We start from the raw sequence: 24703 nt of genomic DNA on the forward strand, positions 1-24703 counted from the left end.
CGTACCAGTAGAACGGACCGTATCTGTAAAACGGCCATGGACGAGGAAGTCCATGGTCATACATATCAGTAATAGTAAGGAGAGTGACCTCCCATGACCAACCCGTCCGACTGATCCTAAACGAGCTGCATAACATTGAACGGGAGGAAGGAGTGCGCATCCTGTACGCCTGCGAATCGGGGAGCCGGGCTTGGGGTTTTCCTTCGCGGGACAGCGATTATGACGTTCGCTTCCTCTATATCCGGCCGGCCGATTGGTATTTGTCGATCTACGAAGGCCGGGACGTGATCGAGCGCCCGATCAGCGACCAGCTCGATATCAACGGTTGGGATTTAAAAAAGGCACTGGTTCTGTTTCACAAATCGAACCCGCCGTTACTGGAATGGCTGCATTCGCCGATACAGTATATGGAGCAATATTCCGCCGCCGAACAAATTCGCCGAATTTCCCCGTTAACCTTTTCGCCCAAATCCTGTATGTACCACTATCTCCAAATGGCAAAAGGGAACTTCCGGGGTTACCTGCAAGGGGAGCGGGTGAAGCTCAAGAAATATTTCTACGTCCTGCGGCCGGTGTTGGCCTGCGCCTGGATCGAGAAATACGATACGATGCCGCCGGTGCAGTTTGAGGAACTGGTTCGGGACTTGGTCCCCGCGAATAGCGAGTTAATGGACACGATCCAGCACCTGCTGGCTCGCAAGAAGGCCGGTGATGAGCTTGATATGGAGCCGAAGCTGCAGCCGATCCACAAGTACTTGGAGGAGCGTTTGGCTTATTTCGAGCAAGCGGCGGCCAAGTTGCAGGCCCGGCAAGCCCAGCCCGACGTTGAACAACTGAACGAAATCTTCCGCTCCGCCCTGCATGATGTATGGGGGTAGGGGGCTGCTATATAAGTTGAACTAAAGAAATGTAGGAATAGGCAAGAGTGTGAAATGATTCTGAAGAAACGGCAGTGGTCGCCTTTGTGAGCAGATTTCTACAACATCTGAATTTAGTTCAATTTGAGAAATCCGCGAACAACAGCGATCGTAAGAACATTTCACACGGCTGCCCTATCACGTACAATCAATAGTTCAACTTATATAGCGCAATTTATTGAAGTCAGGAGGGATTCCCATGGCGATCATCCAGGTGAGATCCACGAATCCGCAATTTTCTTTTTTGATCAAAAAAAATCCACACTCCGGGATGCTGCTTCGCTCCATCCGCAAAGGCATGGCGTACGGCTGGTATACCGGCGAGCACGCCTTTAACGTGTACTTTAAAGATGCCGACAACGACATTTCATATAAGCAGCACGAACAGGAGAACTTTGAGTATTTGAACGTATCGCGGTACAACACCCCGTTGTTTCCGCTGAACGCGATCGGCGAGTTTTTTTCCGCCCCGTTAAAAGCGCAGGATGCACGGGATACGGAAGGGTATGAGCATACTTTTTTCATCAATATGATTCATATCGAGCGGGTCCGGTACATCGAATTTTTTGCCAAGCACCTGAAGGAATTTACGTTTGAGATCACCCATCAGGCCGATAAGAGCTACTCGCTCACCGTGAAGACGGAGAAAAGCCTGTACCTGCTGCTGCACACCGTCAGCGTATTGTGCTTGTTCCTGTCCATGTTCGGCAATGAGTATATCGATATCTCGGACAGCATTTTGGATAAGTACATCAAAAGCTTAAATGTGATCGACGCGCCCTTCTACATCCGCAGTTTGTTCGTACGGAACTTTCTTTCTTCCAGGGACCGCTTCAACAGGTACAAGGCGGAGCTGGAGAAGACGGATCGTTACGATATCCAGTTCGCCTACGGCGGCACGGCGCTGCAGCGGCGGAACTATATCGGAAATGCGCTGTCCTTCGACAAGTCGATTTTGGACGTGGGGTGCGGGGAAGGATTCTATGCGATTCCTTTTGCCGGAAAAATCGAGGGAACCTACTACGCGGTCGATATCAACGAGGAACTGCTGGAGCAGGTCAAACGCAAGGCCGCGCGAAAAGAGCTGGATAATCTCGTCACGTTCGCCTCGATCGATCACTTCCTGGAAAGCTATAATGGGGAGCAGGTCGATGTCATCCTCACCGAAGTGATTGAGCATATGAGCCAGGACGAGGCGGGGCGGCTGATCCGGCAAATCTGCGCCAAAGTCGACTTTGAGCGTTTCATCATCACGACGCCGAACGCGGATTTCAACCGGTTTTACGAGCTGAGCGAATTCCGGCATGACGACCATAAATGGGAGATGGGGGAGGACTCGTTCCGGCAGTGGATCGGCGAGGTGCTGCGGGATACGGAGATGCACTTCGAATTTGTGGCCGTTGGGGACGGGGTCGACCATATCAAGACGACGCAGGGCGTCATTCTTAAGAAAAAGGGGGCCTAAAGCGATGGAAATCCAAACGAAGGTCCATACGATTTTTATGCTGGTCGGTTCGACCGAGTGCGGTAAAACCACCTTCGCCAAGGAGGTGCTGATGCCGGGGCTGCGTTTCGAGGACAGGGGCCGGAATATCAAGGCCAACGTGCAGTATCTGTCCTCCGACCAGATCCGCCAGGAGCTCCTTGGATACGAATACGATAAATACGATCAAGTGATGCTGGAAGCGAGCGAACAGGCTTTTCGCCTGCTGTTTGAAAGACTGAAGCTGGCGGCCTCTTTTCCGATCAACGCGGAGTTTGTGGTGGTCGACACGACCGGGCTGTCCGAGGATTTCCGGGCGAAAGTGAAGGACATCGCCGTTCAGAACAATTACAACCTGGAGGTTATCGTCTTCGATTACCGCCGGCGCGAGGACTATTATGCTTCGGAGCGCTCCAAGAAGCTGATCACCAACCACATCAACCGCCTGAAAAAAGATGTCCTTGGCTCGCTGGCCCGCGAAGGCTACGGCAAAGTTCACAAGGTTCGAGCTAAAGATTTCTACCTTCCGGAGGAAGGCAAAGCGAATCCGGAGTACCGCATCGTGATCGAGAACCTTGACGATTACTTGAGCACCGTACTCCCGCAGGACCAGCAGTACATCATCATCGGCGATGTGCACGAATGCGTGGACGATCTGCGGGGGCTGCTGCGCGATCACGGGTACCGTCTGGAGGACGGTAAGCTGGCGGCGACGGAGAAGCTGCGGCATACGAAGCTTATTCTAGCGGGCGACTGGATCGACAAGGGCAAGCAAACAGAGGAAATCATCCGGTTTCTGTACGAGAACCGGGAGTATTTTTACTTTGTGCTGGGGAACCATGAGAACTTCGTCGACAAGTACTTGAAAGGCGAAATCAGCGGCGTTGATCAGGAGCTGCTGCAGACGTATTTCGATTCGGTTCAGACGCTGCGGCAGGATGCGGAGCTGTTGGAGCGATTCAGGGAGCTGGTGTCGATGGCGCAGCCGTTTTACCGGTATGTGGGGAACAAGGGATCATCCTTCTACGTTACTCATGCGCCTTGCAGGAACAAGTATATCGGCAAGCTGGACACGAACTCCGCCCGGCATCAACGGAATTTCCGGATTGACCGGGAGGCGCCGCTGGAAGGGCAGCTGGCTTTTTTGCAGGAGGAAGCGGTGAACAACCACCCTTACCATATATTCGGGCATGTGGCGGCTAAACAGCCTTTCCGCATCCGCAACAAAATCCATATCGACACCGGCAGCGTGCACGGCAACCTGCTGACTTCCGTCAGCATCTCGTATAAGCCGTTTTTGAAGTCGCGGAAGTCGGGGCGGGCGGCGATCGCCGAAGAGCTTCCGACGTTGTTTAAGGAAGAGCGGAAGGTGTCGGTCGGGGAGCTTGGGGAAGAGGAATTGCGCCGGCTGGACTACTGCTCGCGGCACAAAATCAATTTCATCTCCGGCACGATGTCCCCGGCGGACAAGGACGAAGCGGCGAACGAGCTCGAATCCCTGGCCCGCGGACTGGATTATTTCAGGGAGCGCGGCGTGGGGCAGGTTGTCCTGCAGCCCAAATATATGGGTTCGCGGTGCAATGTTTATTTGCATAAAGACCCGGAACAATGCTTTGCCGTCAGCCGGAACGGCTACAAGGTGAACAAGGCGGACCTCTCGTCCATTTACGCTAAGCTGCTGGATAAATTCGGCGGGTATATGGAAGAGCAGGGGATCGTCATGCTGATCCTGGACGGCGAGCTTTTGCCGTGGAAAGCGCTGGGCGAAGGGCTGATCGAGCGGCAGTTTAAGCCGATCGAGAAGGCCTTGGAAACGGAGCTTGCGTTCCTGGCGCAAACCGGGTTTGAACAGGCTTTTGCCAAGCTGAACGCGGAGTATGAGGCGAGCGGTTTTGAACGGGATCAGTTCCGCATGGCGAAGAACGACCTCAGCGAGAAGTATGGAGCGAGCGTATACCAGAACTATAAGCCCATGCATGATATCCGCGAGTCTTATGTTCCGCTGGCGGATCATTTGGAGGCTTACGCGACTTACAAGCGGCAGCTGGAGCTTTATGCGGAGGACGGGGCGTTGGAGTATAAGCCGTTTGCCGTGCTGAAAATCGTCTATGAAGACGGCCGGGAACAAGCGCCGGAGTGGAAAACGTCCGAGATGTACGGTTTTCTTTCCGAGGACGAAGCGCTTTTGCTCGATTTGTCCGATCCGGATTGCTTGGCGCGGGCGGAGCGGTACTTCGCCAAGCTGACGCTGGAGCAGCATATGGAGGGGGTCGTGATCAAGCCGGAGGTATGGAACGGTAAGACCGTGCCATATATGAAGGTGCGTAATCCCGAGTACCTGTCCATCATCTACGGGTATGACTACAAGTTCCCCCATAAGTATCGCAAGCTGCTGAAGCAAAAGAACGTCGGTCAAAAGCTGCGCGCTTCGCTAAGCGAGTACCGGCTCGGGATGCAGATGCTCGGCGTGCCTTTTGCCGAAGTTGCGCCTGATCATACGGCGTATAAGGAAATCGCCGCCAATCTGCTGTTTGAGGTGGCGCAGGAGCGGGAGATCGATCCGCGGTTATAGCTATGACAAAAGAGTGCCCGAGCGCGACAGGTGGTTGCGGCTCAAGGCACTCTTTTGCGGCTTCGGCTGCTTTCATTTCACCAGCGCGCGGTGTTGCGCTGCATGACGGCGGTCGACCATGCAGTTGGTTTGGCTGCAGCTGTTTCTATTCGACCTGTCGCTGTTTCAGCAAATCCCGGATTTCCGTGAGCAGCAGCTCTTCTTTGGACGGCGCGGGCGGGGCTTCGGGCTTCGGATCTTCTTTGCGTTTCAGTTTATTGATGCCTTTGACAAACAGGAAAATCGAGAAAGAGACGATAAAGAAGTCGATGATGGTCTGAAGGAACGCGCCGTATTTCACGATCGTGTCGCCATATTGGAACTGCAGTCCTTTGAGGTCGATGCCGCCCATCAGAAGACCGATCACGGGCATCAGCATGTCTTCTACCAGGGAGGTCACGATTTTTCCGAAAGCCGCGCCGACGATGACCCCGATGGCCAGATCCAGCACGTTGCCCTTCAGGGCAAAGGCTTTAAATTCTTTCCACATGGTTACCAAACCACCCTTTTTCGCGTATTACAGGCAGTATACCATGAGGGGGCGAGAGATTGTCCAGCACAAGACACTTTGCAGCCCGGATACTTTCGAGATTTCCCGCCAAAGCCCAGGTTTCGAGCGGATACGATCGCCCGCCGGAAATCTAACGGATGCAGCCGCCGCTATTTTACGAAAAAAGCCCTTTTCATGCCTTAGGCATTTCGTTGAAGAAAGCGACATCCTCAATCGGCAATCTTACCGTCGGGTGTCCGGGCTTCGCCGCTTTACCGATGGCGATAAGCATAACAGGAGCGTATTTCTCCGGAATATCGAACGCTTCTACAAATTTAGCCTGGTCATAGCCGCCCATCGGGACCGTATCATAGCCTTTAGCGCGGGCGACCAGCATAAGCTGCATGGATACCAATCCGCTGTCAATAAATACGTTTCGGCGGATAGCCTCCGGAGGCATGCTCGCGAACATTCCTTGATAGCGTTCCACAAACGATTTAGCTGTCTCTGCAGGCATGTAACCCGCATCGACCGCCATTCCGTAGATTTTCTCGGCCAATTTATAGCACTCCAAATCTCCGAGTACCGCAATGACAGCCGAAGCCTCGATCACTTGCTGCTGATTGAAGGCGATCGGAAGCAGTTTTTGCTTCAGCTCCTGCGAATCGATTACGAGAAAACGCCACGGCTGCAGATTGGCGCCTGAAGGAGCCAGCGTAGCTTGCTGCAAGATTTCGTTCATTTCCTCCCGCGGAATCTTTACCTCGGGATCATAGCTGCGGACGGACCGCCGATCCTGAATAACGTTGAAAAACTGCTGCTGCTCCACCGTTTGGGACGATTGTGAAACGGACATGCTTCTCTCCTCCTTATAAATAATGTGCTCAATTCAGGCACAGTATTTCTTAAAATAAAATGCAGTCGAATTATCAACTGCAACTTAACTGAGTACAGTATATAACGTTCCGGCTCACATTGCAATCCGGTAATTATTCTTGCATCAAATCGGCTAACGTATGCTGCTTGAGCAGTTCGACAGCCTGCTTTTGCACTTCTCCCATAATCGCTTCGAGCTTTTGTTGGCCCGAGGTGCATTCCTCTTGGACCTCTTGTTCGCAGCAATCCGATTTTACAGCTAAAAATATATCCGCCAGCGTAATTTGATCCGGACGGCGCTTCAGATAATAGCCCCCATTCCGTCCTTCTCTCGCTTCGACAATACCGTTGTGCGTGAGCTGTGCCAATACCCTGCGGAGGAACGTGGCATGCGATTGGACGTTGCCGGCAATGGCCGCGCTGGATAGCGTTCCTTCGCATTTGGCAAGCAAGATCAGGGCATGTACGGCAATGCCGAAACGCGGCGGGCCGATCTGGACGCTCCGGTTAGATATCATAAAAATCCCTCCTGTTTACAGTGTATCGCAATCTCACAAAATATTTCTACATCACAGCACTACTTCTATCTCCGAAGGTCCCACGTTTCGTTTGCGTATTTGTCCCGCGATTAGCGGCTTGACGAGATGTTTCGCCACAAAAAGTGAAAGAAGCAATCTCTTCGGCCCTCGCAAAGCAGGGAGATTGCTTCTTTTGGACTATATTGAGCTATCGCATACGCCCAGTTGATGAGTTTTATTATACCCGCTATGTAGATTCGTTTCAAAATATTTCTTAGCTTACGCAGGTTCATGCCATTATGCTTTGATTTTTCTTAGCGTACGTTTTACGCGATGATCTTGGTGTCACCTGCCTGACTTCCTCGTGGGAATGTTGTGTTAAACCAAACTTTCCTGACCAAACCGTCCTGGAAAGGTTATAATGCAATAAATGGAAACGGCTAGAAAGTGAAGTGATAACGATGTTAAATCCGGCAACGGAAAAAAGCTTAAGCAAGCTGATGAGCAAAATGCTGCGCCATACCCCCGAGGATTTCAGGCTTGTCCTCGATCCTGCGGACGGTTCATGTCCGGTGGATTCCCTTCTGAAAGCCATCCGGGGACAGGCGAAGTGGTCACGGGTAAGCCGCGAAGATATCGAACAGGTGGTCCGCAACTCGGATAAGCAGCGTTTTGTGATCGAGGACGGCCGGATTAGAGCAAGATACGGCCATAGTCATGACCGGGTAACTTACACCCCGGGTGAGCCTCCTGCTGTACTGTACCATGGAACCAACAAGATTGCTCTCCCGTCTATACTGAAAGAAGGGCTTCATCCGATGAGCCGGCAGTACGTGCATTTGTCGGAAGGGACCCATTTCGCCACGCTTGCGGGCAGCCGCAGAGGCGAGCTGGTTATTCTTAAAATAGACACAAGAGAAGCGGGGCGGCTCGGGGTTACTTTTTATTATGCCGGCAATGAAGTATGGCTGGCCGACCGGGTGCCGCCGGAATGCTGTTCCGTTTGGAAGCCACAGACAGAGTGAAAAATGACAGCAGGGAATGAATCGTAGAGCAAACGCCGAAGCAGCGGGAAACCATGAGCTGATCGGCCTTAAGATAAGAAAGAAGGAGGGGTTAACTATGAACCCATCGATGACAATGATCGATATTGGCGTGAATTTGCTGCACCGTTCGTTTCAGCGCGACCGGGAGCAGGTGGTGGAGCGGGCGGCCGCCAGGGGCGTCTCGCCTTTGATCATTACCGGGACGAGCCTGCGAAGCAGTGCGGAAGCGGCGCGTTATGCCGGAGACTTTCCGGGGAAACTGTACGCTACGGCGGGCGTTCATCCGCATGATGCCAAGGAGTGCAACGAAGAGACGATAGGCAAGCTTAGGGAATTGGCGCAGCTTCCCCAGGTGGTCGCTATCGGGGAGTGCGGGCTCGATTACAACCGGGATTTCTCCCCGCGCGACGTGCAGCGCAAATGGTTTGCCGAGCAGATCCGCTTGGCGCTCGACCTGAACCTGCCGCTGTTCCTGCATGAGCGGGAAGCCTCCGGCGATTTCACCTCGATCTTGAAGGAGCATGGGGTAAAAAGAGCGGTGGTCCACTGCTTTACGGGAACTGAAGCGGAGCTTAAAACGTATCTTGCGATGGGTTTCCATATCGGGATCACCGGCTGGATTTGCGATGAGCGGAGAGGACGCCATTTGCAGAACCTCGTCGCCATCATTCCGCCGGACCGGCTGATGATCGAGACGGATGCGCCGTTCCTGACCCCGCGGGATATGAAGGACAAGCCGGCGGACCGGCGGAACGAACCCGCTTTTCTGCCGCATATTGCGGAGACGATCGCCCGCTGCACGGGCAGAACCGCGGCGGAAATCGCCGAGATGACCACGCAAACCGTGCGGGAATTTTTTCGCCTATGACGGCGTCAGTTGACGTGTGTGATCGCGAAATGTTTCAGTTTAAACTCGAAAAAAATTGGGGGAATTGCCGTGAACGAAGAGATTTTGTACAGCAAAATCAAAGGCGGGCTGTACGGCGTGGCCGTGGGCGATGCGCTCGGCGGGACGACGGAGTTTATGAGCCCGAGGGAGATCAAGGCGCAGTACGGTTATTTGCGGGAGATCATCGGCGGCGGGGTGTGGCGGCTTGCGCCGGGGGAAGTGACCGACGATACGATGATGACGCTTTGCGTGGCCGAAGGGATTCTGGAAAATCCGGCCGAACCGATGGAGCCCATCGGGCGTCTGTTCCTGGAATGGTACAATTCGAGGCCGAAAGACATCGGCAACATTATCCGCCACGTCTTCGAGGGTTACGAGGGCCAATGGTTTGAGGCCGCTTTTTACGCACACGCTGATCTGGGGCAAAGCGCCGGGAACGGTTCCCTGATGCGCTGCCTGCCCGCAGCTTTGGCTTACGGGGACAGCGCCGACATGGAGCGGGCGACGCTCATGCAGTCGAAGATGACGCACTACGATCCGCGCTGCGGCGAGGCCTGCCTGATCTATAACCGGATTGCCGCCCGCCTGCTCCGCGGTGAAGATTTAAGGTCCGCCATCTTCGATGAGACGGCCGGAACGGAATATGAAGGCCTTTTTGAAGCGGTCCCCGACTGCGAGCCGAGCGGTTTTGTCGTGCATACGTTCCGGTGGGTTCTCCATATTTTGCTGCATAGCGCGGACTTTAGCGAAGTAGTGCAGCGGGCGGCCAATTTGGGCGGGGATTCCGATACGATTGGCGCCATCGCCGGGGGACTGGCCGGGATTTACTACGGCTACGAAGCGATTCCGGCCCGATACGCTGCGGCGATCCTGATCAAGGAAAGACTGGACCGGGCCGTCTCCGGGATGTGGTCCCTGCGGACGTCCGCTTCCGAACGCGGCAAGGAGAAATAAGAAAAACTATCTGCGCCAGTCCTTCGAACCGTGCGGGTTTAATTGCAGGATTCGCAATTAAACAAGCGCCCCGCTCCATTTTCCGATCAATAAATGTATCTTTTGTAACTATTCAGCACCACACCCCTAGGCTCGAAGCAGGACCCCACATTTCCATAAAAAAAAGCAGGGGGCCTTCCCCCCCTGCCTTGAGCAACCGCTGTTAAAATTGGATCTTCAGGCTGTCGCCTTCGACATACACGCCTTCGGAGCGGGTTATCGGCAGCTTCTGCTCCGCCGTAAAGCCGATCGTTTCTCCGTCCCTAAGCGTGACATCCCGGTCGATCACATACCCGGTGATGTCGATCAGGAAATCGCGCAGCTCGGCGGGCGAGGCCTGGCTGTCCAGCACTTCGATCTCATCCTTGCCGAACGATGCCAGCCCGTTCGTGTAACCGCTGACTCCCGCTTCGCTTCCGACCAGTCCGAAATGAATCAAATTAAGCAAAGGAACGATGTCCTCCGACTTCATCACTTCCGCCAACTCCACAAAGAACTCCGGCTGAAAAACGGTCCCGGACATGTAGATGCCAACCGCGTTCGGCAGCTTCAAGCAGCTTGCCGCCAGTTTGGCGTACATCTTACCGCTATCGAGCGGGGAGCCGGAGCGGGGAAATGTAGCCACGATGATTTGGGCCACATGCGTTTTGGTCACCTCCACCGCCTCGCGCCACAGATAGTTGCCTTGGGCATGGAACTCGGCTTCTCCGTCCGGCACGGGAGCGTCGACAAAGCTGACGGCCAAGGTGCAGCCCTCCGCTTCAAAAACCAGGATGCTTTCCTTTTCTTCTCCGGGGTTTTCTTGTTCATCCTCGTCCCGTGAGTAGGCGATATTCCAATCCTGCAGCAGGTTGGCCTTAATCAACTCCAGGTCGCATTCATGGGTATTGAGCAGCACGAACCCGTTAAAAATCCCGGAGGATTTCCCGTCTTCTTCATTGCCGGCAGAGCCGTCCGCCTGAGTCTGAGTCTGAGTCTGAGCCTGCGCTTCCGCGGCCTCCAGTTCCGCCGCCCGCTTCATCCAGTACTCGCGGATCATTTCGACCATGGCGATCGCTTCCTGCTCGGCCGTGGCCGGATCATAGGGCTGCATTTCACTGAAAACATGGCCGCAATGCTCGGTGTCGGACGGATCTTCATAACCTCCGCATACGCCCAGGAGCCACTTGCCGAGCAAGTTCTTTTTGTACTTGAACATGTAGTAGTGCATGCCGTGCAAATCAAATTCCCCGGCGATTTCGATTTTTCCGGGTTCCCGGCCAAGTTCGTTTTCATGTGCCAGCCAACTCACCATTGATGCCGTGGCCGCCTGCTGTTGGGATTTCATTCATTCCTCTCCTTCGTGAGTGAAAATACTCTTTAAAGGTATATTCTACCAACGTTAGAGAGGCAGTTCAATGCTCCCTCAGACCTCCATTAGAACTATGGAATTTCATGGGAACGTATAGTATCCTAACTTTGGCAATCAACCGCTTTAAAAGTGGATCAATGTTCGAAATTATACATGGACATTTCCCCAAGAAGGTGTAACCGTTTGCAGAACGCATGGATTGAAAAGGGAGGAAACGCAAGTTGTTCAAAAAAACGATCGTGATCTTGAGTTTGCTATTGGGTTGTATGAGCGGCGGCCTGGCGGCGGCAGCGCAAACCTCGGCTGCACAAACCCTGGCTGCGCAAATCCCGGCTGCGGAAGAGGGGGGCGTAATCGTAACGGAAACGGGCGGCGATACTACAGCGGAAGAAAGCGGCGGAACGACGGGCCAAGCATCGGGCCAAGCATCGGGCCAAGCATCGGATGGCCGCCCCGAATTGGCTCTGAACGATGCCATCGTTTTATCGGTCGACAGCTCCAAGGCTTACGTCAAGGGCCAAATGACCCGAATCGATGGAATGAATTCCGGGGTCGCCCCTTTTGTGGAGAAAGGAAGTACTTTGGTCCCATTACGCTTTTTGGCGGATCAGGTGGGGGCGAAAATGTCGTTCAACGCAAAGACAGGGGACATCACGATTACGGCTGGCGGCCAGACGGCCAAAACGCGTATCGGTGAACGGGCGCTCTACATCAATGACCGGAAGATCGTCATGAGCGCCCCGGGCCAAGCGGTGAACGGCACGACTTATTTGCCGCTGCGGAACGCGGTCGAAGATCTTTTTCAGAAGAAGCTGTTTTTTAAAGACGGGATCATTGTGATCAGCGACGGCGAAAAAAGCATTTCCGGTGATGTGCTGGCATCTTTAAAGAAAAGTTTGCAGCCCAGGGCCATCTATGCCGGCGAATTAATGATGTATTATATGTACAGCGACGGGACGGTCGAGAAAATCGACATTGACACCCGCTCTTCCTCGGAGATCCGGTCGCAGGAAATGAATCGGGTGCAATATACGGATGGACGCTTTTTTTACATACAGGATTATTTGGGGACAGTGGATAAAAATTATTTCTACCGGACCGATCTCAACGGCAACCTGAAAACTTTCCATTTTCCCCAGCATGAACAGTTGGGTCTCGTGATGGGCCAGGACGGGGATCTCTATTTTAATCGGCCGAACGGCGACATCGTGAAGATCAACTATGACGACGATACGGGCGCACGCCATGTGATCGGCAAGGGCTATTTAATAAAAGACAACGCCTATATCAAAAACGATGTTATTTGGTTTACCGACGGCCAAGCCAATTATGCCATTTACAAGCTGCAGAACGGAAAAAAGACGAAATTGTCCAAGGCAAAAAGCTTCATCCGTTATGTATACAATAATTGGATTTATTATGACCATTACGAAAACAAACGCTGGGCGTTGTACCGCATGAGTATGGACGGAAGCCATCAAAAGAAACTGTCCGGAGATGCCGACGTAAACGATTCGATCATCTTCAACAACAAAATCTATTATCTGGACAACCGTACTAAAACACTGCGCGAAATGAACCTCGACGGGTCCGGCAAAAGGGCGGTCGCCAGGCTGGACGATCCCGGGGCGGAGATTTTCGACATGGTGGGGGGAGCGCTTTATTACACTGAAGAAAATCAGTTGAAGTGGACGCAATCCTTATGGAAGGTCGATGTATTGACAGGTGCGAAAAAACGGCTGGTGACCGTGGACCTCGATTTTGATTCCGGCTGGCTGCGGATTAGAAACGTCAAAGCGTTGGGGAATTACGTATATTACACGTTCGCAGACGGGGTTTATGCCGTTAAGAAGAACGGGGGCGCTCCGAACAAGATCGGGAGTTTGCCAAATGCCGGAAGGGATGCTGTCAGCATTAAGGAACAATGAATATTTCGTCAAAGGACACCGGCTCACGCCGAGTGTCCTTTTGTACGTATTCCCGTTAGAATAATCAGTGCGTAGGCCCAAAGCAGCCAAGCCGCCAACAACGGCATGCTGCTGTCGGTTATCCCCGGGAAAACGAAGCGATGGAAGGGGAGCGATACCACGTCAAGCAGCATCCCGGGCAAGGCCGTACAGACAGCGGGAAGCAAGCGCTCCGCCGGCGAAAGGCGAACCATGGTGTACAATGGCGTCATGCACCCCCAAATCAAAGGGATCGCGGCAATGAAACAAATCCCCGTAATAAGCGGCTTCTCCACATCGATTAACAAGCCTCCGAAAAAGTGAAAAACAAGGGTGGCCGCGAGCCAGAGGAGGAATCCCCACAGCAGGAAAACCTTGTTCCCCGTCCTGGTTGTTGTTCCGGTTTTCATTTGCTCACTCCTATAGAAATAAAGTGGAACATGGACTGAAGCGCATCAAATGCTTTTTCTTTAGGAAAATCCTCGTCCAGCAAAGCTTGCACGGCCAGCCCGTCAATGATCGCGTTCATCAGCATGCCCCATTGGTCCATCGAGATTTGCTCCACGGGAGAGCTTCCCCAGCGGTCCTCAAGAATTCCGGCGAGGTGTTTGTTTTCTTCGCGGATCATCTCGCCCAACCGCCGGCGGTTGGGCTCCAGATGCAGACTGGCCGCCAGCGAAGCGAAAAACAACCGGTGATAGGTGGAGTCGTACCCGCACCTTTCCTTGGCCGATTGCAGCGCCTCTTCCACACTGGCATGGCTCTGCCGCAGAGCCTCCCAGGAGGAATCGCACAGGCTCTGTACCAGCTCGATCATTAACTGTTCCTTCGTCCGAAAATGATAAAAGACGGTTCCCTGGCTCACCTTCGCCTGGTCGGCGACCGCCTTCAGCGTCGTTTTTTCAATCCCTTTTTGTACGACGCATTCCTGGGCGGCCCGCAAAAGCTCCTCACGGGTCACCACATTGGGTTTTGCCATAGGCTTCTTTTCCCTCCTTTATAGTAAGTTAGTCAAATAACTAACTCGTCGTTTTAAGTATTATCCTACATGCCGGTTTTTGGTTTGTCAATTCCAGGTAATCAAAACCGTTGTGAAGACAAGGAATTTTGTATTTTGTGGAGAAATATGTAATATTGTATCGCTTAATTTTAATAAATGGGGGTTCATTTCGGTGAGAAACAATCGTATAAAGGTTGGAAATACACAGGCACATTGGAATCAAGCAGGTACTCGCATATTGAAATACTCTGTAGAGATGTATGACAGCGGTTTAAACGAGCATAAGGTTATATCTGCGCCAGGGATGGATATCCTGCGAAATAAAATTGATATCCAGATTTTAAAGTGGGAAGAAAAATGGAGTAAGCTTGAGACCAGACGTATGATGGTTGCGGAACAGGAAGCGAGTATTGAAGAAGCAGCAAGAATGACCTTAGAAGCGCAAGAGGCCATCAGCATAATTGATAATTTATTGACCCATACGCTTTCTATCGATGACACCGTGAATTGGGATGTGTTAAAGAAGAACGAGGAATTTCCCGAAAAAATTCCGCCCAAGCCAAACCCAAAAGCAAAAAGGGAGTACCCGGACCAACCTAGGAAAGAGGAACCTGTTTTCACTTTTATAGAAAAAATATTCAAGGCGAAAAAAGAACAAAAAATTAGAGAGTACGAGAATAGGTACACTTGCTCAATGGTAACGTGGGAAAATCAAAAGTTTGAGATAGATAACTACAATCAGACGTTGGAGCAAGAATTCGAAACGGAAGTGCAAATTTGGAAAGAAAACGTTGTTCAATGGGAAGAAAGGAAGAAGATTTTTCTTAAAGAACAAGATGAATATAACAAAAAAATTGATGAGATGAAGGAAGCCTATTTCAATCTAAATGAAGATTCCGTTGTAGAATATTGCGAAATGGTGTTGGAAAATTCGCGGTATCCCGAGTCTTTTCCCAAAAGCTTTGAGTTAGAGTACAGCAGTGAAACTAAAATACTTATTGTAGAGTATCAATTACCGTCGATCGAGTGTTTTCCAACCTTAAAAGAAGTGAAATATTTAACATCCAAGAAAGAGTTAAAGGAAACCCATCTTACGGAAAATCAGGTCACTAAAATGTTTGATGAAGCAATGTATAAAATAGCTCTTAGAACCATGCATGAGCTTTTTGAGGCGGATCGGGCGAAGGCCATTGAGGCGGTTTCTTTTAATGGTTGGGTTAACGCAATCAATAAAGCGACCGGCAAGGAAGAGAATAATTGCATTTTGACGATTCAAGTGAAAAAGGAGCAGTTTGCAGCGATTGATCTGGCGAACGTTGATCCCAAAACATGTTTTAAGAGTTTAAAGGGCATAGCCGGCAGTAAGCTAAGTGCATTAAGTCCGGTCAAGCCGATTCAGCAAATTAGTAAATCCGATAAGAGGTTCGTTGATAGTTACGATGTTGCGGACCAGTTAGATGAATCAACGAATTTGGCCGCGATGGATTGGGAAGATTTTGAACATCTGATTCGTGAATTATTTGAAAAGGAATTTAAGAGCAGTGGCGGGGAAGTTAAAGTAACAAGAGCCAGTAGAGATGGAGGCGTTGATGCGGTTGCTTTCGATCCGGATCCGATCAGAGGCGGCAAGATTGTAATACAGGCAAAAAGATATACGAATGTTGTTAGTGTTTCGGCGGTTCGGGATTTGTATGGGACAGTGGTGAATGAAGGGGCGACCAAAGGGATTCTCGTTTCCACCGCAGACTACGGTCCTGATTCATACGAATTCGCTAAAGATAAACCCCTGACCCTATTAAATGGATCAAACTTGCTGCACCTGCTAGAGAAACATGGGCATCATGCGAGAATTGATCTTCGGGAAGCTAAGAAAATACTATCGGGAAATTGAACAGCAGAACAAGGATTTGTGCAGTGCATCCCCAAGATATGTTGATCGCTCCTAAGGATGGCCCGGATTTACAATGGAAAAAACGAGGTCCTTAGGGGGAAGCACAGTGAATAAATCGAGCACGGAATCATACGACATCGTCGTCTGCGGCGGCGGGTTGGCCGGGGTGTGCGCGGCGGTGGCGGCGGCCAGGCTGGGGGCGAGCGTCTGCATTATTCAGGACCGCCCGGTATTTGGCGGCAACAGCTCGTCGGAGGTGCGGGTCACGACGCATGGCGCGGCTCAGTTTCACGCCTATGCCAGGGAGACGGGGATCATCTCCGAGCTCCTGATCGAGGAGCGGGCCGCCAACCACGAACCGATCCGCGAAAACGGGTGGACCAACAGCGTCTGGGACATGACGCTCTATGACATGATGGTGTCGACGCCGAATCTTGCGTTCCACTTGAACACATCGGTGACGGAGGTGGAGATGGAGACGGACGGTCGGCGGTCGATCCGCGCGGTCAAGGTCCGGGTGGCGAACGCCGAGACGGAGCTGACGATCCGGGGCCGGGTGTTTATCGATTGCACCGGCGACGGCGTCGTCGCCGATATGGCCGGCTGCGAATGGCGCCTGGGCACGGAAAGCCGCGGCGAATTCGGCGAGCCCCATGCTCCGCTTGAGGCCAGCGGCGATACGATGGGCAGCTCGATCCAGCTTAAGGCCAAGGATATGGGCCGCCCGGTTCCGTTTCGCGCCCCGGAATGGGCGGTGAAGCATGAAGATCCGGCTTATTTTTATAATCAGGGGCGGCATTTTTACGATTTGATGGCGGGGTTCTGGTGGATCGAGATCGGCGTGCCGTGGCATACGATTTACGGTAATGAGGATATCCGCCATGAGCTGACCCGGCATGCGCTGGGGATATGGGACTGGATCAAAAACGGCGACCCCGAGCTAAAGCAAAGATCGGCTAATCTGGCGCTCGACTGGATCGGCCAGGTGCCGGGAAAACGGGAAAGCCGGCGGATCATGGGGCGGTATTTCATGACCGAGCACGATCTATTGAACCTGACCGTTTTCCCGGACGAGGTGGCTTACGGCGGCTGGTTCATCGATCTGCATACCGCGGGCGGGCTGCTGGCGCCGACGGCGGAGCCGGCCAGTGCGGAAGGATATGCCGAAACGACGGAATACGCGGTCAAAAGCTACTGCGGTCCTTACGGTATCCCGCTGCGGATCATGCTGGCCAAGGATGCCGGCAACCTGATGATGGCCGGCCGCAACGTCAGCGTCAGCCACGCGGCGCTCGGCACCGTGCGGGTGATGGCGACGACCGCGCTGATGGGCCAGGCGGCGGGGACGGCCGCGGCGTTGGCGCTGCAAAAAGGCATCGAGGTGGCCGACGTGCCCGACGTCTGCATCAAGGAAGTGCAGCAGCGGCTGCTGCGGGACGGCTGCTTCCTGCCGAACGTGCGCAACGAGGACCCGGCCGATTTGGCCAGAAGCGCAAAAGCGGCGGCGAGCAGCGCGGAGCTTGTGTACGGCGCGGGGCCGGAAAGCCGGGATCGGACGGGCGGATTCCGCAAGGCGGAGAAGGGATTTATGGAAGCTGCGGAGCCGCTGGAGCATCGTAGAGGACAGTGGATCGCCGTCGGCACGGCCGAAATCCGCAGCTTGTCCGTCTGCCTCAGCAACGGCACGGATCAGCCGCAGACGGTTGAAGCCGAGCTGCTGCCGGTCCGGCATATTTGGGATTACCGGACCGATCCCGGCCAGCCGCTGGCCAAGGGCAAGCTGATCGTGCCGCCAGGGTGCAGGCGCTGGATCGAATGGCCCGTCAATCTGACGGCTGCGGACGGACTTGAACCGGGCACGTATGTGCGGCTCGATCTGCTCGCCAATCCCGCCGTCGAGTGGCATATGGCCGGCACCGTGCTGCCCGGGCATGTCTCGGCGTACGAGATGGGCGGCGGGCGGATGCGCCGCTACCGCGACGGCGGCACGCTCAGCTTCCGCATCGATCCGCCGCAGCCGGCTTATGGAGCCGCGGGCGTGTTGTCCGGGGTGACCCGCCCGTACGACTACACCAACGTTTGGCGCTCGAACCCGGCGGAGCCGCTGCCTCAGTGGGTCGTGCTGGAGTGGGCGGAGCCGCAGCGGATCGGCCGCGTCGAGCTTACTTTTCCCGGCCACCTGTTCCGGGAATATCACGCTTACGAGCCGTTCTACCGTGACCCGCAGTGCCCGAAAGATTACGCCATCGAGGTCTTCGCGGACGGCGAATGGCGCGAGCTGCTGCGGGTGCAGGGCAACTATCAGCGGCGGCGCACGCATGATCTTCCCGGCGGGGTCACCGCCTCCCGGCTGCGGATCGTGATCCATGCCACGAATGGCGATCCTTCGGCGGCCATCGCGGAAATCCGCTGTTATGAAAGTTGACGGAGCCAGGCTATCGGACGTTTCCTTCTAAACTTTTTTTCCTTCATGTTGTCACCGGAGAGCTTCAATTGACTAATTTTGCCATTTTCTCAAGTCTTCACTTGCCATCATGCTAATGTTATTTCCAGAATCGTCTACTAGCCGCTTTCGGCGTCTCCGGATGCCGGGAGCGGCCTGTTCCGGTCCCGGAACTCCTGTGATATACTGCCTTTAATGCGGGTTCAAAAGTGATCTGCAGAAGGCGGTTTTTGAACAACCTTACGATGGAAGAGGAGGCGAGCGGCGTGGCGGGCTTGAAGTCCTTATGGCCGTCCGGCATCAAAAACCGGCTGTTCTTGTCGATCCTGTTGTTCGTACTGGTCCCTTCCAGCTTCCTGCAGCTGAGGAGCATCAACCAGTTGGAAACGAACATGAAGGCGAATATTTCGCAGCAGAACGTGTCGCAGCTGAATTTGCTGAAAAACGGCATGGAGGACATCCGGATCAGCGTTTTGGGCGCGATGCTGCAGCTGGAGCGCGAGCCGGGGCTAAAAACGCTGCTGCTGCGGCCGGACGATTTTGATGAGGCGGAACGTACCCTGCAGATCGGCAATCAATTGCTGGAGCTCAAGCAAGGGCTTGGCAACGCGCTTATTCCGGTCCATATTACGCTGGCGGATAATTACGGCCATGTCTACACGACCACCGAGGAAGGCGTTTCCGTTCGCAGTGTCACGGGTTCGGAAATCACCGGCCAGCCGGAATTCAAGCAGCTGTCGAATACGGGCCAATCCTACGCCTGGGCGGTCCATGAATCCCGGGACGTGCTGCAGGACATTTTTCCGCAGGCGGAGCTGTATTCGCTTTACGCCAGGCTGCAGGAGATGAACGGCCGGACCTTCGGCTATCTGCGCATCAGCCTCGATATCCGCACCTGGCTGCAGTCGATCACGAACGGTTTTCAAGTGAAGCAGACCTACTATTTGTTCGACGGTGCGCGGCGGCCGATTTTGCTTCCGCAGGATGCGCATACGGCGGCTCAATTGGCGGAGCTGGACGGGGTGTTTGCGAACGAGCCTTCCCGTTATGTCTCCGACGCGAACAATATGTTCATATACAATGGCATCTACTTGCCCAATCTTGATTGGACGCTGGTGACGCGATTTCCTTTGGAAGCGCTCTCGGGAAATATCCGGGCGATGAAAAACCAGGTGCTCGTCTCCTTTTCCCTCACGGTTGTCGTGTTTATCGCCGTTACCTACGCCATCGTTGCGTCTGTGCTCCGCCCGCTGCGTACGCTGCAGCGAACGATGAAGGAACTGGTTCACCGGGACCTCGACGTCCGTATTCCCGAACGGAAGTTCAAGGGCGAACTGCTGGTGCTGGCCAGAACCTTTAACGGCATGATCGGCGACATCCGCGGCCTGATTTCCCGGCTGAGGACCGAGGAGCGGCAAAAGGAAGCCTTTCATTTTCAAATGCTGATGTCGCAAATGAATCCCCATTTTCTCTTGAACACGCTGAACACGGTCAAGTGGAACGCCCGGAACCACGGCGATATGGGCACGTTCGAGATTTGCCAGAATCTCGGCCGACTCTTGGAATCCAGCCTGAATACCGAGGTGGACCTTGTCCACCTCAAAGAGGAAATCGAGCTGGTCAAAGCTTACGTTTACATTCAATCGTTCCGTTACGACCATGCGTTTACGGCCGAATACGAGATCGGCGAGGAGCTGCAGTACGCGCTGGTGCCCAAGCTCAGCTTGCAGCCCCTGGTTGAAAATGCGATCCAGCACGGCCTCGTTCATGTGCGCGAAGGTGGGGCGATCCGCATCGCCGCCATGCGGGCGGGCCAGAAGCTGCGGCTGGAGATCCGCGACAACGGCCAGGGCCTTGCGGGCGCCCGGCCGGAACAAGGCCGCAAGCGGAAAGGCATCGGGATCGGCAACCTGCGCGAACGGCTGGAGCTCTTGTTCAGGCGGGAATCCTCACTGACGCTGGTCCCGCTGGAGCAGGGGACGATGGCCGTGCTGGAGATGCCGCTATTGATCGCTTCGCCATACCAGAAGCCCCCGCTTTCGAAGTGAGTTTTGTTCGAAGCTGATTCAGGAAGTAATGCTCACAAAACTTTGAGGAGGGACAGACCGATGTGGAAAATCCTGCTCGTGGAAGATGAGCCTTTCGTCCGCCGCTCGATCCGCCAGGCCATTCCCTGGGAGGAGCACGGCTTTGCCATTGCCGGGGAGGCCGCGCATGGCCGGGAAGCGCTGGAGCAGTTGGAGACGTTGGCTCCGGATATCGTGATCTCGGATATTTTTATGCCTTACATGGACGGCATTGAGCTGCTGAAAGCCGCCCGGTCTCGGGGCAGTGAAGCGCGCTTCATCATGCTGACCTGCGCCGGCGAATTCGAGTATGCGCGGGCCGCGCTGGAATATGGCGCCACCGGCTACATTCTGAAGCTTTCGATGGAAGACGCGGGGCTGCTCGGGGCGCTCGGCAAAGCCAAGGCGGAGCTGGAGAAGCTGGCACGGCAGCAGGAGCTGGCGTTAAGCGACCGGGTGGGTTATCTGTGGCGCAGCATGCTGGGCAAGGAGCTTAGCGGGGACGAAAAAGAAAAACTGGAGGAGCTAAAGCAGTACGACTGGGGAGGAGATCGGCCGCTGATCGTCACCGGGCTGACCGGAGCGCTGCCGTTTGATTACGATCGCTGCTGCACGCTGCTCGGAGTGTCCCCGGGACAGGGAAGGCTGGTTCATTCCCATGTGCAGATGGGGCTGACGACGTTGTTCATCCGCTGGACCGGCAGCGCGCCCGGTTTGCTGAAGCATAACAGCCGGGAGCTGCCGATGATTTGCCGCACCGTCTCCGCCTCCACTTCCACTTCCGCTTCCGCCGGAGCTCTGGAGCGGGCATGGTTTGAAAATTTGCGCTGGCTGGACCGTTTCTATTATGAGCGGCCAACGCCCGACCGCGCGTTCGAAGGCGGCGGCGCGTTATCGGCAGCCGTTCCATGGGAGATGGAGCAGGCGGTCATCCGGGCGTTTGAGCGGAACCAGCCCGGGGAGTGCGGCGAGCTGCTCCGCGGGCTGTGGGACTACTTGGCGCAGCAGGCGCTGCCGATGGTGCTCGTCAAGGAGACGGCCGAGCGGCTGGATAAGCTGTTCGCCCGCATCAGCCGGAAACCGCCGGAGGACGCGGGGGTGCTGCTGAACTGCAGGCGCCACGCCGCGCTGCTGGAGAAGCTGGACTGGCGGATGCGCCGTTATGCCAAGGGGAGCCGGCACCGCAAGCCGGCCGAGACGGACCATCCGGAAATCAACGCGATTCTTGATTATTTGCAGCAGCATTATGAGCGGGATATCTCTCTGCAGGCGATGGCGAAGTACGTCAGTATGGACGAGAATTACTTAAGCGGGCTGTTCAAGAAAAAGACGGGCGACACGTTCATCAACTACTTGCAAAAGCTCAGGGTCGACGAAGCGAAGTTTTATTTGAAAGAAACGGAGCTTACCGTTGCGGAGATCGGGGAGCGGTGCGGGTTCGCCAACCCCAGCTATTTTTTCAAGATTTTCAAGCGCTGGACCGGACTTACGCCAAATGAATACCGGATGGCCTGAATGGAAAGCTAAATAACCGGTAGAACCGAAACCCCGGAAACCCCGGAAACCCCGGAAACCCCGGAAACCCGAAAAATCGGAAAACCGGAAACCGGAAAACCGAAAGGCGGAAAAACCGGAAAATCTGGGGCCGGCCCGGAGCACGAAAGGGGTGTTCGGGGCCTTTGTCGTTTCCGCTTGGCCATGAGTTAACCGCCAAACGGTTCTAACGGTTGCCACAAGCGCTATTTGCCCCAAAAACGCTGATTTCAAATCGTAACGGTTGCCATGGCGCTTATTTTGCTGAAACCCGGCTGTTTTTACCTGGAACCAAGCAAATAACGGCGATAACAACCGTTAGAATTTGGAAAAGGGCTTTTTTCGCCAAATAGCTGCTGCTGCAACCGTTAGAATTCCGGCGGCGGGCACTAGAACCGGCTCTGGCTCCCAAAACCGGAGCTTCAGCGGAAATCCTGCGGCAAAAGATGAGAAATGTGCATCCGATCCCACAGATTCGGTGCTATTGTCCGGCCCGAGGGTTCGTTAAGATAAAAGCGGATCAAGAAACTTCGAGATAGAGAGGTTGAAGCCATGAAGCCGCAATCCGCGACACCGCCAGAGCACTCCGCGACACTGCCAGAGCACTCCACAACATCGCCAGAGCAACCCGCGATACCGTCTGAGCACTCCGCGACACTGCCAAAGCAACCTGCGCTACCGCCAAAGCACTCCGTACTACCGCCAGAGCAACCCGCGCTACCGCCAAAGCGCTCCGTGCTACCGCCAGAGCAACCCGCGCTACCGCCAAAGCGCTCCGCGCTACCGCCAAAGCGCTCCGCGCTACCGCCCAAACAAACCCCGCACCGCACGGCAAGCCGGACGCTGTCAGGCATTTGGCAAATGAAAGCGCTCTATATGATGCTCCTGCCCTGCCTTGTGTGGTATTTCGTTTTCAAGTATTTGCCCATGTACGGCATCATTATTTCGTTTAAAGACTACAACTTCGCCGAAGGCATCCTGCATAGTCCGTGGGCCGATCCCTGGTATAAGCATTTCAGGCAGTTTTTTGAGTCGCCTTATTTCACCCAGCTGTTGACGAACACGCTGCTCATCAGCCTGTATAAGCTCCTGTTTGGCGTCGTCCCTTCAATCGCGCTGGCGATTCTGCTGCATGAGTGCCGTATTGGCTGGCTGAAAAGATGGGTGCAGACGCTGAGCTATATGCCGCATTTTTTGTCCTGGATCATCGTTTACGGCATATCCGTCGCGTTTCTCTCGGAGACGACGGGGTTGTTCAATCGCTGGATCACGGAGGCGGGAGGCGGTTCGATTCCGTTTCTGAACTCCACGGAGTGGTTCCGGAGCGTGCTCGTTTCCACCGAAATCTGGAAGGACCTCGGCTGGGGGGCGATTATTTATTTGGCCGCGATCAGCTCGATCGACCCGACCTTATATGAAGCCGCCCGCGTGGATGGAGCCGGCCGGCTAAGGATGATTTGGCACGTGACCCTGCCGGGTATCCGCAACGTGATTATTTTGCTGCTGATTCTGAAAATTGGGAGCATTATGGACGCCGGGTTCGAGCAAATATTCGTGTTTTACAATCCGCGCGTCTATGAGGTGGGCGACATTATCGATACGTGGGTATACCGCACAGGCCTGGAGCAAATGAGCTTTAGCCTGGCGACGACGGTTGGATTGTTTAAATCCGTGATCGGCATTGTGCTGATTACCGGCGCGAACAAGCTGGCAAAAAGATGGGGGGGAAGCATATGGTGACAGGCCGGTCCGACAAAGTCTTTAATGCCGCCGTGTACCTGATTTTGGTTGCCGTTGCCGCCATCTCGCTGTTTCCGTTGCTGTACGTGGTCTCGATGTCTCTGACCCCCTACAGCGAAGTGATCAAAAACGGCGGATTCGTCGTGGTGCCGCGCAGCCTGTCGTTTGAGGCATACAACCGGATTCTGGCCGATCCGGCGCTTGGCAGGTCGATGCTGGTCACCTTGTTTGTGACGATCGTAGGGACGGCCGTCAACTTGGCGCTCAATACACTGGCCGCCTATCCGTTAAGCCGCAAAAAACTGAAGGGACGCACTTTTTTCCTGCTGTATATCGTCTTTACCATGCTGTTCAGCGGGGGACTCATCCCTACTTATCTGGTGGTGCAGTCGATGGGTCTGCTTAACTCTGTTTGGGCCTTGATCGTCCCCGGGGCGATCGCTACGTTTAACGTGCTGGTGATGAAAAGTTTTTTTGAAAATCTCCCGGAAGAGCTGTTTGAATCGGCTCGGATCGACGGCGCCAAGGAGTTCCGGATTTTATGGCGGATCGTGCTCCCGCTGTCCATCCCGTCCGTGATGACGGTAGGGCTGTTTTATATGGTAGGCCATTGGAATTCGTTTTTCTCGGCGGTGCTGTACATTACGGATACCGATCTCTATCCGCTGCAGGTCGTGATCCGCAACATGCTGCTATTGTCGCAGTCCAGCGAGCTGCAGGCCGAGGTGACCGTACCTACCGCGGCGATGCAGATGGCGGCGGTTATTCTGGGCAGCCTGCCGATCATTGCGGTGTATCCGTTTATCCAGAAGCATTTCACGAAAGGGATGCTGCTGGGCGCGATCAAGGGATAACTTTGGCGGCCGCCCGGCTTGACCAATTATATTTCATTTCATCGGAAAGAAGGGGA

Annotated in this window: 19 protein-coding genes; 13 read left to right on the top strand and 6 right to left on the bottom strand. The window is 54.3% G+C overall.

The annotated features are described in order from the left end of the window. The first annotated feature begins 83 nt into the window (after positions 1 to 83). The 3 genes from NYE69_RS05125 (at position 84) to NYE69_RS05135 (ending at position 4972) form a co-directional block, all read left to right on the top strand. Positions 84 to 878, top strand: a complete 795-nt coding sequence (locus NYE69_RS05125; RefSeq protein ID WP_340924720.1) for a nucleotidyltransferase domain-containing protein — start codon at positions 84 to 86, stop codon at positions 876 to 878. A 238-nt stretch (positions 879 to 1116) separates the two neighbouring features. Continuing rightward, a complete protein-coding gene (locus NYE69_RS05130; RefSeq protein ID WP_155619760.1) occupies positions 1117 to 2382 on the top strand; it encodes a class I SAM-dependent methyltransferase in 1266 nt (421 codons plus the stop codon). A gap of 4 nt (positions 2383 to 2386) precedes the next feature. Next, complete coding sequence (locus NYE69_RS05135) at positions 2387 to 4972, top strand: metallophosphoesterase (RefSeq protein WP_340924723.1); 2586 nt, start codon at positions 2387 to 2389, stop codon at positions 4970 to 4972. Positions 4973 to 5117: 145 nt separating this feature from the next. Here the strand turns inward: NYE69_RS05135 and mscL are convergent, their stop codons facing one another. The 3 genes from mscL to NYE69_RS05150 all read right to left on the bottom strand — a co-directional run bounded on the left by mscL (position 5118) and on the right by NYE69_RS05150 (position 6895). Further along, complete coding sequence (gene mscL / locus NYE69_RS05140; RefSeq protein WP_155619762.1) at positions 5118 to 5501, bottom strand: large conductance mechanosensitive channel protein MscL; 384 nt, start codon at positions 5499 to 5501, stop codon at positions 5118 to 5120. Between the two features lie 193 nt (positions 5502 to 5694). After that, complete coding sequence (locus NYE69_RS05145; protein WP_155619763.1) at positions 5695 to 6357, bottom strand: nitroreductase family protein; 663 nt, start codon at positions 6355 to 6357, stop codon at positions 5695 to 5697. Positions 6358 to 6490: 133 nt separating this feature from the next. Then, positions 6491 to 6895 (bottom strand): RrF2 family transcriptional regulator, encoded by a 405-nt coding sequence (locus NYE69_RS05150; protein ID WP_155619764.1) that lies wholly within the window; start codon positions 6893 to 6895, stop codon positions 6491 to 6493. A 461-nt stretch (positions 6896 to 7356) separates the two neighbouring features. On the opposite strand from NYE69_RS05150, the gene NYE69_RS05155 reads away from it, so the two are divergent. The 3 genes from NYE69_RS05155 (at position 7357) to NYE69_RS05165 (ending at position 9784) form a co-directional block, all read left to right on the top strand. After that, positions 7357 to 7920, top strand: coding sequence for an RNA 2'-phosphotransferase (locus NYE69_RS05155; RefSeq protein WP_155619799.1), 564 nt, complete (start codon positions 7357 to 7359; stop codon positions 7918 to 7920). Between the two features lie 97 nt (positions 7921 to 8017). After that, positions 8018 to 8809, top strand: a complete 792-nt coding sequence (locus tag NYE69_RS05160; protein WP_340924731.1) for a TatD family hydrolase — start codon at positions 8018 to 8020, stop codon at positions 8807 to 8809. Between the two features lie 69 nt (positions 8810 to 8878). Then, positions 8879 to 9784, top strand: coding sequence for an ADP-ribosylglycohydrolase family protein (locus tag NYE69_RS05165; protein ID WP_340924734.1), 906 nt, complete (start codon positions 8879 to 8881; stop codon positions 9782 to 9784). Positions 9785 to 9986: 202 nt separating this feature from the next. On the opposite strand, the gene NYE69_RS05170 is transcribed toward NYE69_RS05165, so the two are convergent. Then, positions 9987 to 11150: a DUF4261 domain-containing protein gene (locus NYE69_RS05170; protein WP_340924737.1), complete on the bottom strand. Its 1164-nt coding sequence runs from the start codon at positions 11148 to 11150 to the stop codon at positions 9987 to 9989. A 245-nt stretch (positions 11151 to 11395) separates the two neighbouring features. Between NYE69_RS05170 and NYE69_RS05175 the strand changes: the two genes are divergently transcribed. Further along, complete coding sequence (locus NYE69_RS05175; RefSeq protein ID WP_340924740.1) at positions 11396 to 13102, top strand: DUF5050 domain-containing protein; 1707 nt, start codon at positions 11396 to 11398, stop codon at positions 13100 to 13102. Between the two features lie 23 nt (positions 13103 to 13125). Here NYE69_RS05175 and NYE69_RS05180 read toward each other — a convergent pair whose 3' ends face one another. Both NYE69_RS05180 and NYE69_RS05185 read right to left on the bottom strand, forming a co-directional pair. Next, complete coding sequence (locus NYE69_RS05180; RefSeq protein WP_340924742.1) at positions 13126 to 13530, bottom strand: DUF5367 family protein; 405 nt, start codon at positions 13528 to 13530, stop codon at positions 13126 to 13128. Further along, complete coding sequence (locus NYE69_RS05185) at positions 13527 to 14099, bottom strand: TetR/AcrR family transcriptional regulator (protein ID WP_340924745.1); 573 nt, start codon at positions 14097 to 14099, stop codon at positions 13527 to 13529. The genes NYE69_RS05180 and NYE69_RS05185 overlap by 4 nt, the downstream gene beginning before the upstream one ends. 193 nt (positions 14100 to 14292) lie before the next feature. Between NYE69_RS05185 and NYE69_RS05190 the strand changes: the two genes are divergently transcribed. The 6 genes from NYE69_RS05190 (at position 14293) to NYE69_RS05215 (ending at position 24647) form a co-directional block, all read left to right on the top strand. After that, on the top strand, positions 14293 to 16011 hold the full coding sequence (locus tag NYE69_RS05190) for a restriction endonuclease (RefSeq protein WP_340924747.1): 1719 nt from the start codon (positions 14293 to 14295) through the stop codon (positions 16009 to 16011). Between the two features lie 106 nt (positions 16012 to 16117). Further along, positions 16118 to 18436, top strand: coding sequence for an FAD-dependent oxidoreductase (locus NYE69_RS05195; protein ID WP_340924750.1), 2319 nt, complete (start codon positions 16118 to 16120; stop codon positions 18434 to 18436). 248 nt (positions 18437 to 18684) lie between these two features. Next, positions 18685 to 20502: a sensor histidine kinase gene (locus NYE69_RS05200; protein ID WP_340924753.1), complete on the top strand. Its 1818-nt coding sequence runs from the start codon at positions 18685 to 18687 to the stop codon at positions 20500 to 20502. 60 nt (positions 20503 to 20562) lie between these two features. Beyond that, positions 20563 to 22035 carry a response regulator transcription factor gene (locus tag NYE69_RS05205; protein WP_340924757.1) on the top strand — a complete coding sequence of 491 codons (1473 nt, stop codon included), beginning with the start codon at positions 20563 to 20565 and terminating at the stop codon, positions 22033 to 22035. A gap of 879 nt (positions 22036 to 22914) precedes the next feature. Next, positions 22915 to 23793, top strand: coding sequence for an ABC transporter permease (locus tag NYE69_RS05210; RefSeq protein WP_328273283.1), 879 nt, complete (start codon positions 22915 to 22917; stop codon positions 23791 to 23793). Further along, positions 23787 to 24647 carry a carbohydrate ABC transporter permease gene (locus tag NYE69_RS05215; protein WP_340924766.1) on the top strand — a complete coding sequence of 287 codons (861 nt, stop codon included), beginning with the start codon at positions 23787 to 23789 and terminating at the stop codon, positions 24645 to 24647. The genes NYE69_RS05210 and NYE69_RS05215 overlap by 7 nt, the downstream gene beginning before the upstream one ends. The last annotated feature ends 56 nt before the right edge of the window (positions 24648 to 24703 follow it).

The sequence above is a fragment of the Paenibacillus sp. FSL R5-0527 genome, from assembly GCF_038008055.1.
GTDB lineage: Bacteria > Bacillota > Bacilli > Paenibacillales > Paenibacillaceae > Fontibacillus > Fontibacillus macerans.

Coding starts and splice junctions, on each gene's coding strand:
- NYE69_RS05130 (WP_155619760.1), top strand. CDS start 1,117: ATGGCGATCATCCAGGTGAGATCCACGAATCCGCAATTTTCTTTTTTG.
- NYE69_RS05135 (WP_340924723.1), top strand. CDS start 2,387: ATGGAAATCCAAACGAAGGTCCATACGATTTTTATGCTGGTCGGTTCG.
- mscL (WP_155619762.1), bottom strand. CDS start 5,501: ATGTGGAAAGAATTTAAAGCCTTTGCCCTGAAGGGCAACGTGCTGGAT.
- NYE69_RS05145 (WP_155619763.1), bottom strand. CDS start 6,357: ATGTCCGTTTCACAATCGTCCCAAACGGTGGAGCAGCAGCAGTTTTTC.
- NYE69_RS05150 (WP_155619764.1), bottom strand. CDS start 6,895: ATGATATCTAACCGGAGCGTCCAGATCGGCCCGCCGCGTTTCGGCATT.
- NYE69_RS05155 (WP_155619799.1), top strand. CDS start 7,357: ATGTTAAATCCGGCAACGGAAAAAAGCTTAAGCAAGCTGATGAGCAAA.
- NYE69_RS05160 (WP_340924731.1), top strand. CDS start 8,018: ATGAACCCATCGATGACAATGATCGATATTGGCGTGAATTTGCTGCAC.
- NYE69_RS05170 (WP_340924737.1), bottom strand. CDS start 11,150: ATGAAATCCCAACAGCAGGCGGCCACGGCATCAATGGTGAGTTGGCTG.
- NYE69_RS05180 (WP_340924742.1), bottom strand. CDS start 13,530: ATGAAAACCGGAACAACAACCAGGACGGGGAACAAGGTTTTCCTGCTG.
- NYE69_RS05185 (WP_340924745.1), bottom strand. CDS start 14,099: ATGGCAAAACCCAATGTGGTGACCCGTGAGGAGCTTTTGCGGGCCGCC.
- NYE69_RS05205 (WP_340924757.1), top strand. CDS start 20,563: ATGTGGAAAATCCTGCTCGTGGAAGATGAGCCTTTCGTCCGCCGCTCG.
- NYE69_RS05210 (WP_328273283.1), top strand. CDS start 22,915: ATGAAAGCGCTCTATATGATGCTCCTGCCCTGCCTTGTGTGGTATTTC.
- NYE69_RS05215 (WP_340924766.1), top strand. CDS start 23,787: ATGGTGACAGGCCGGTCCGACAAAGTCTTTAATGCCGCCGTGTACCTG.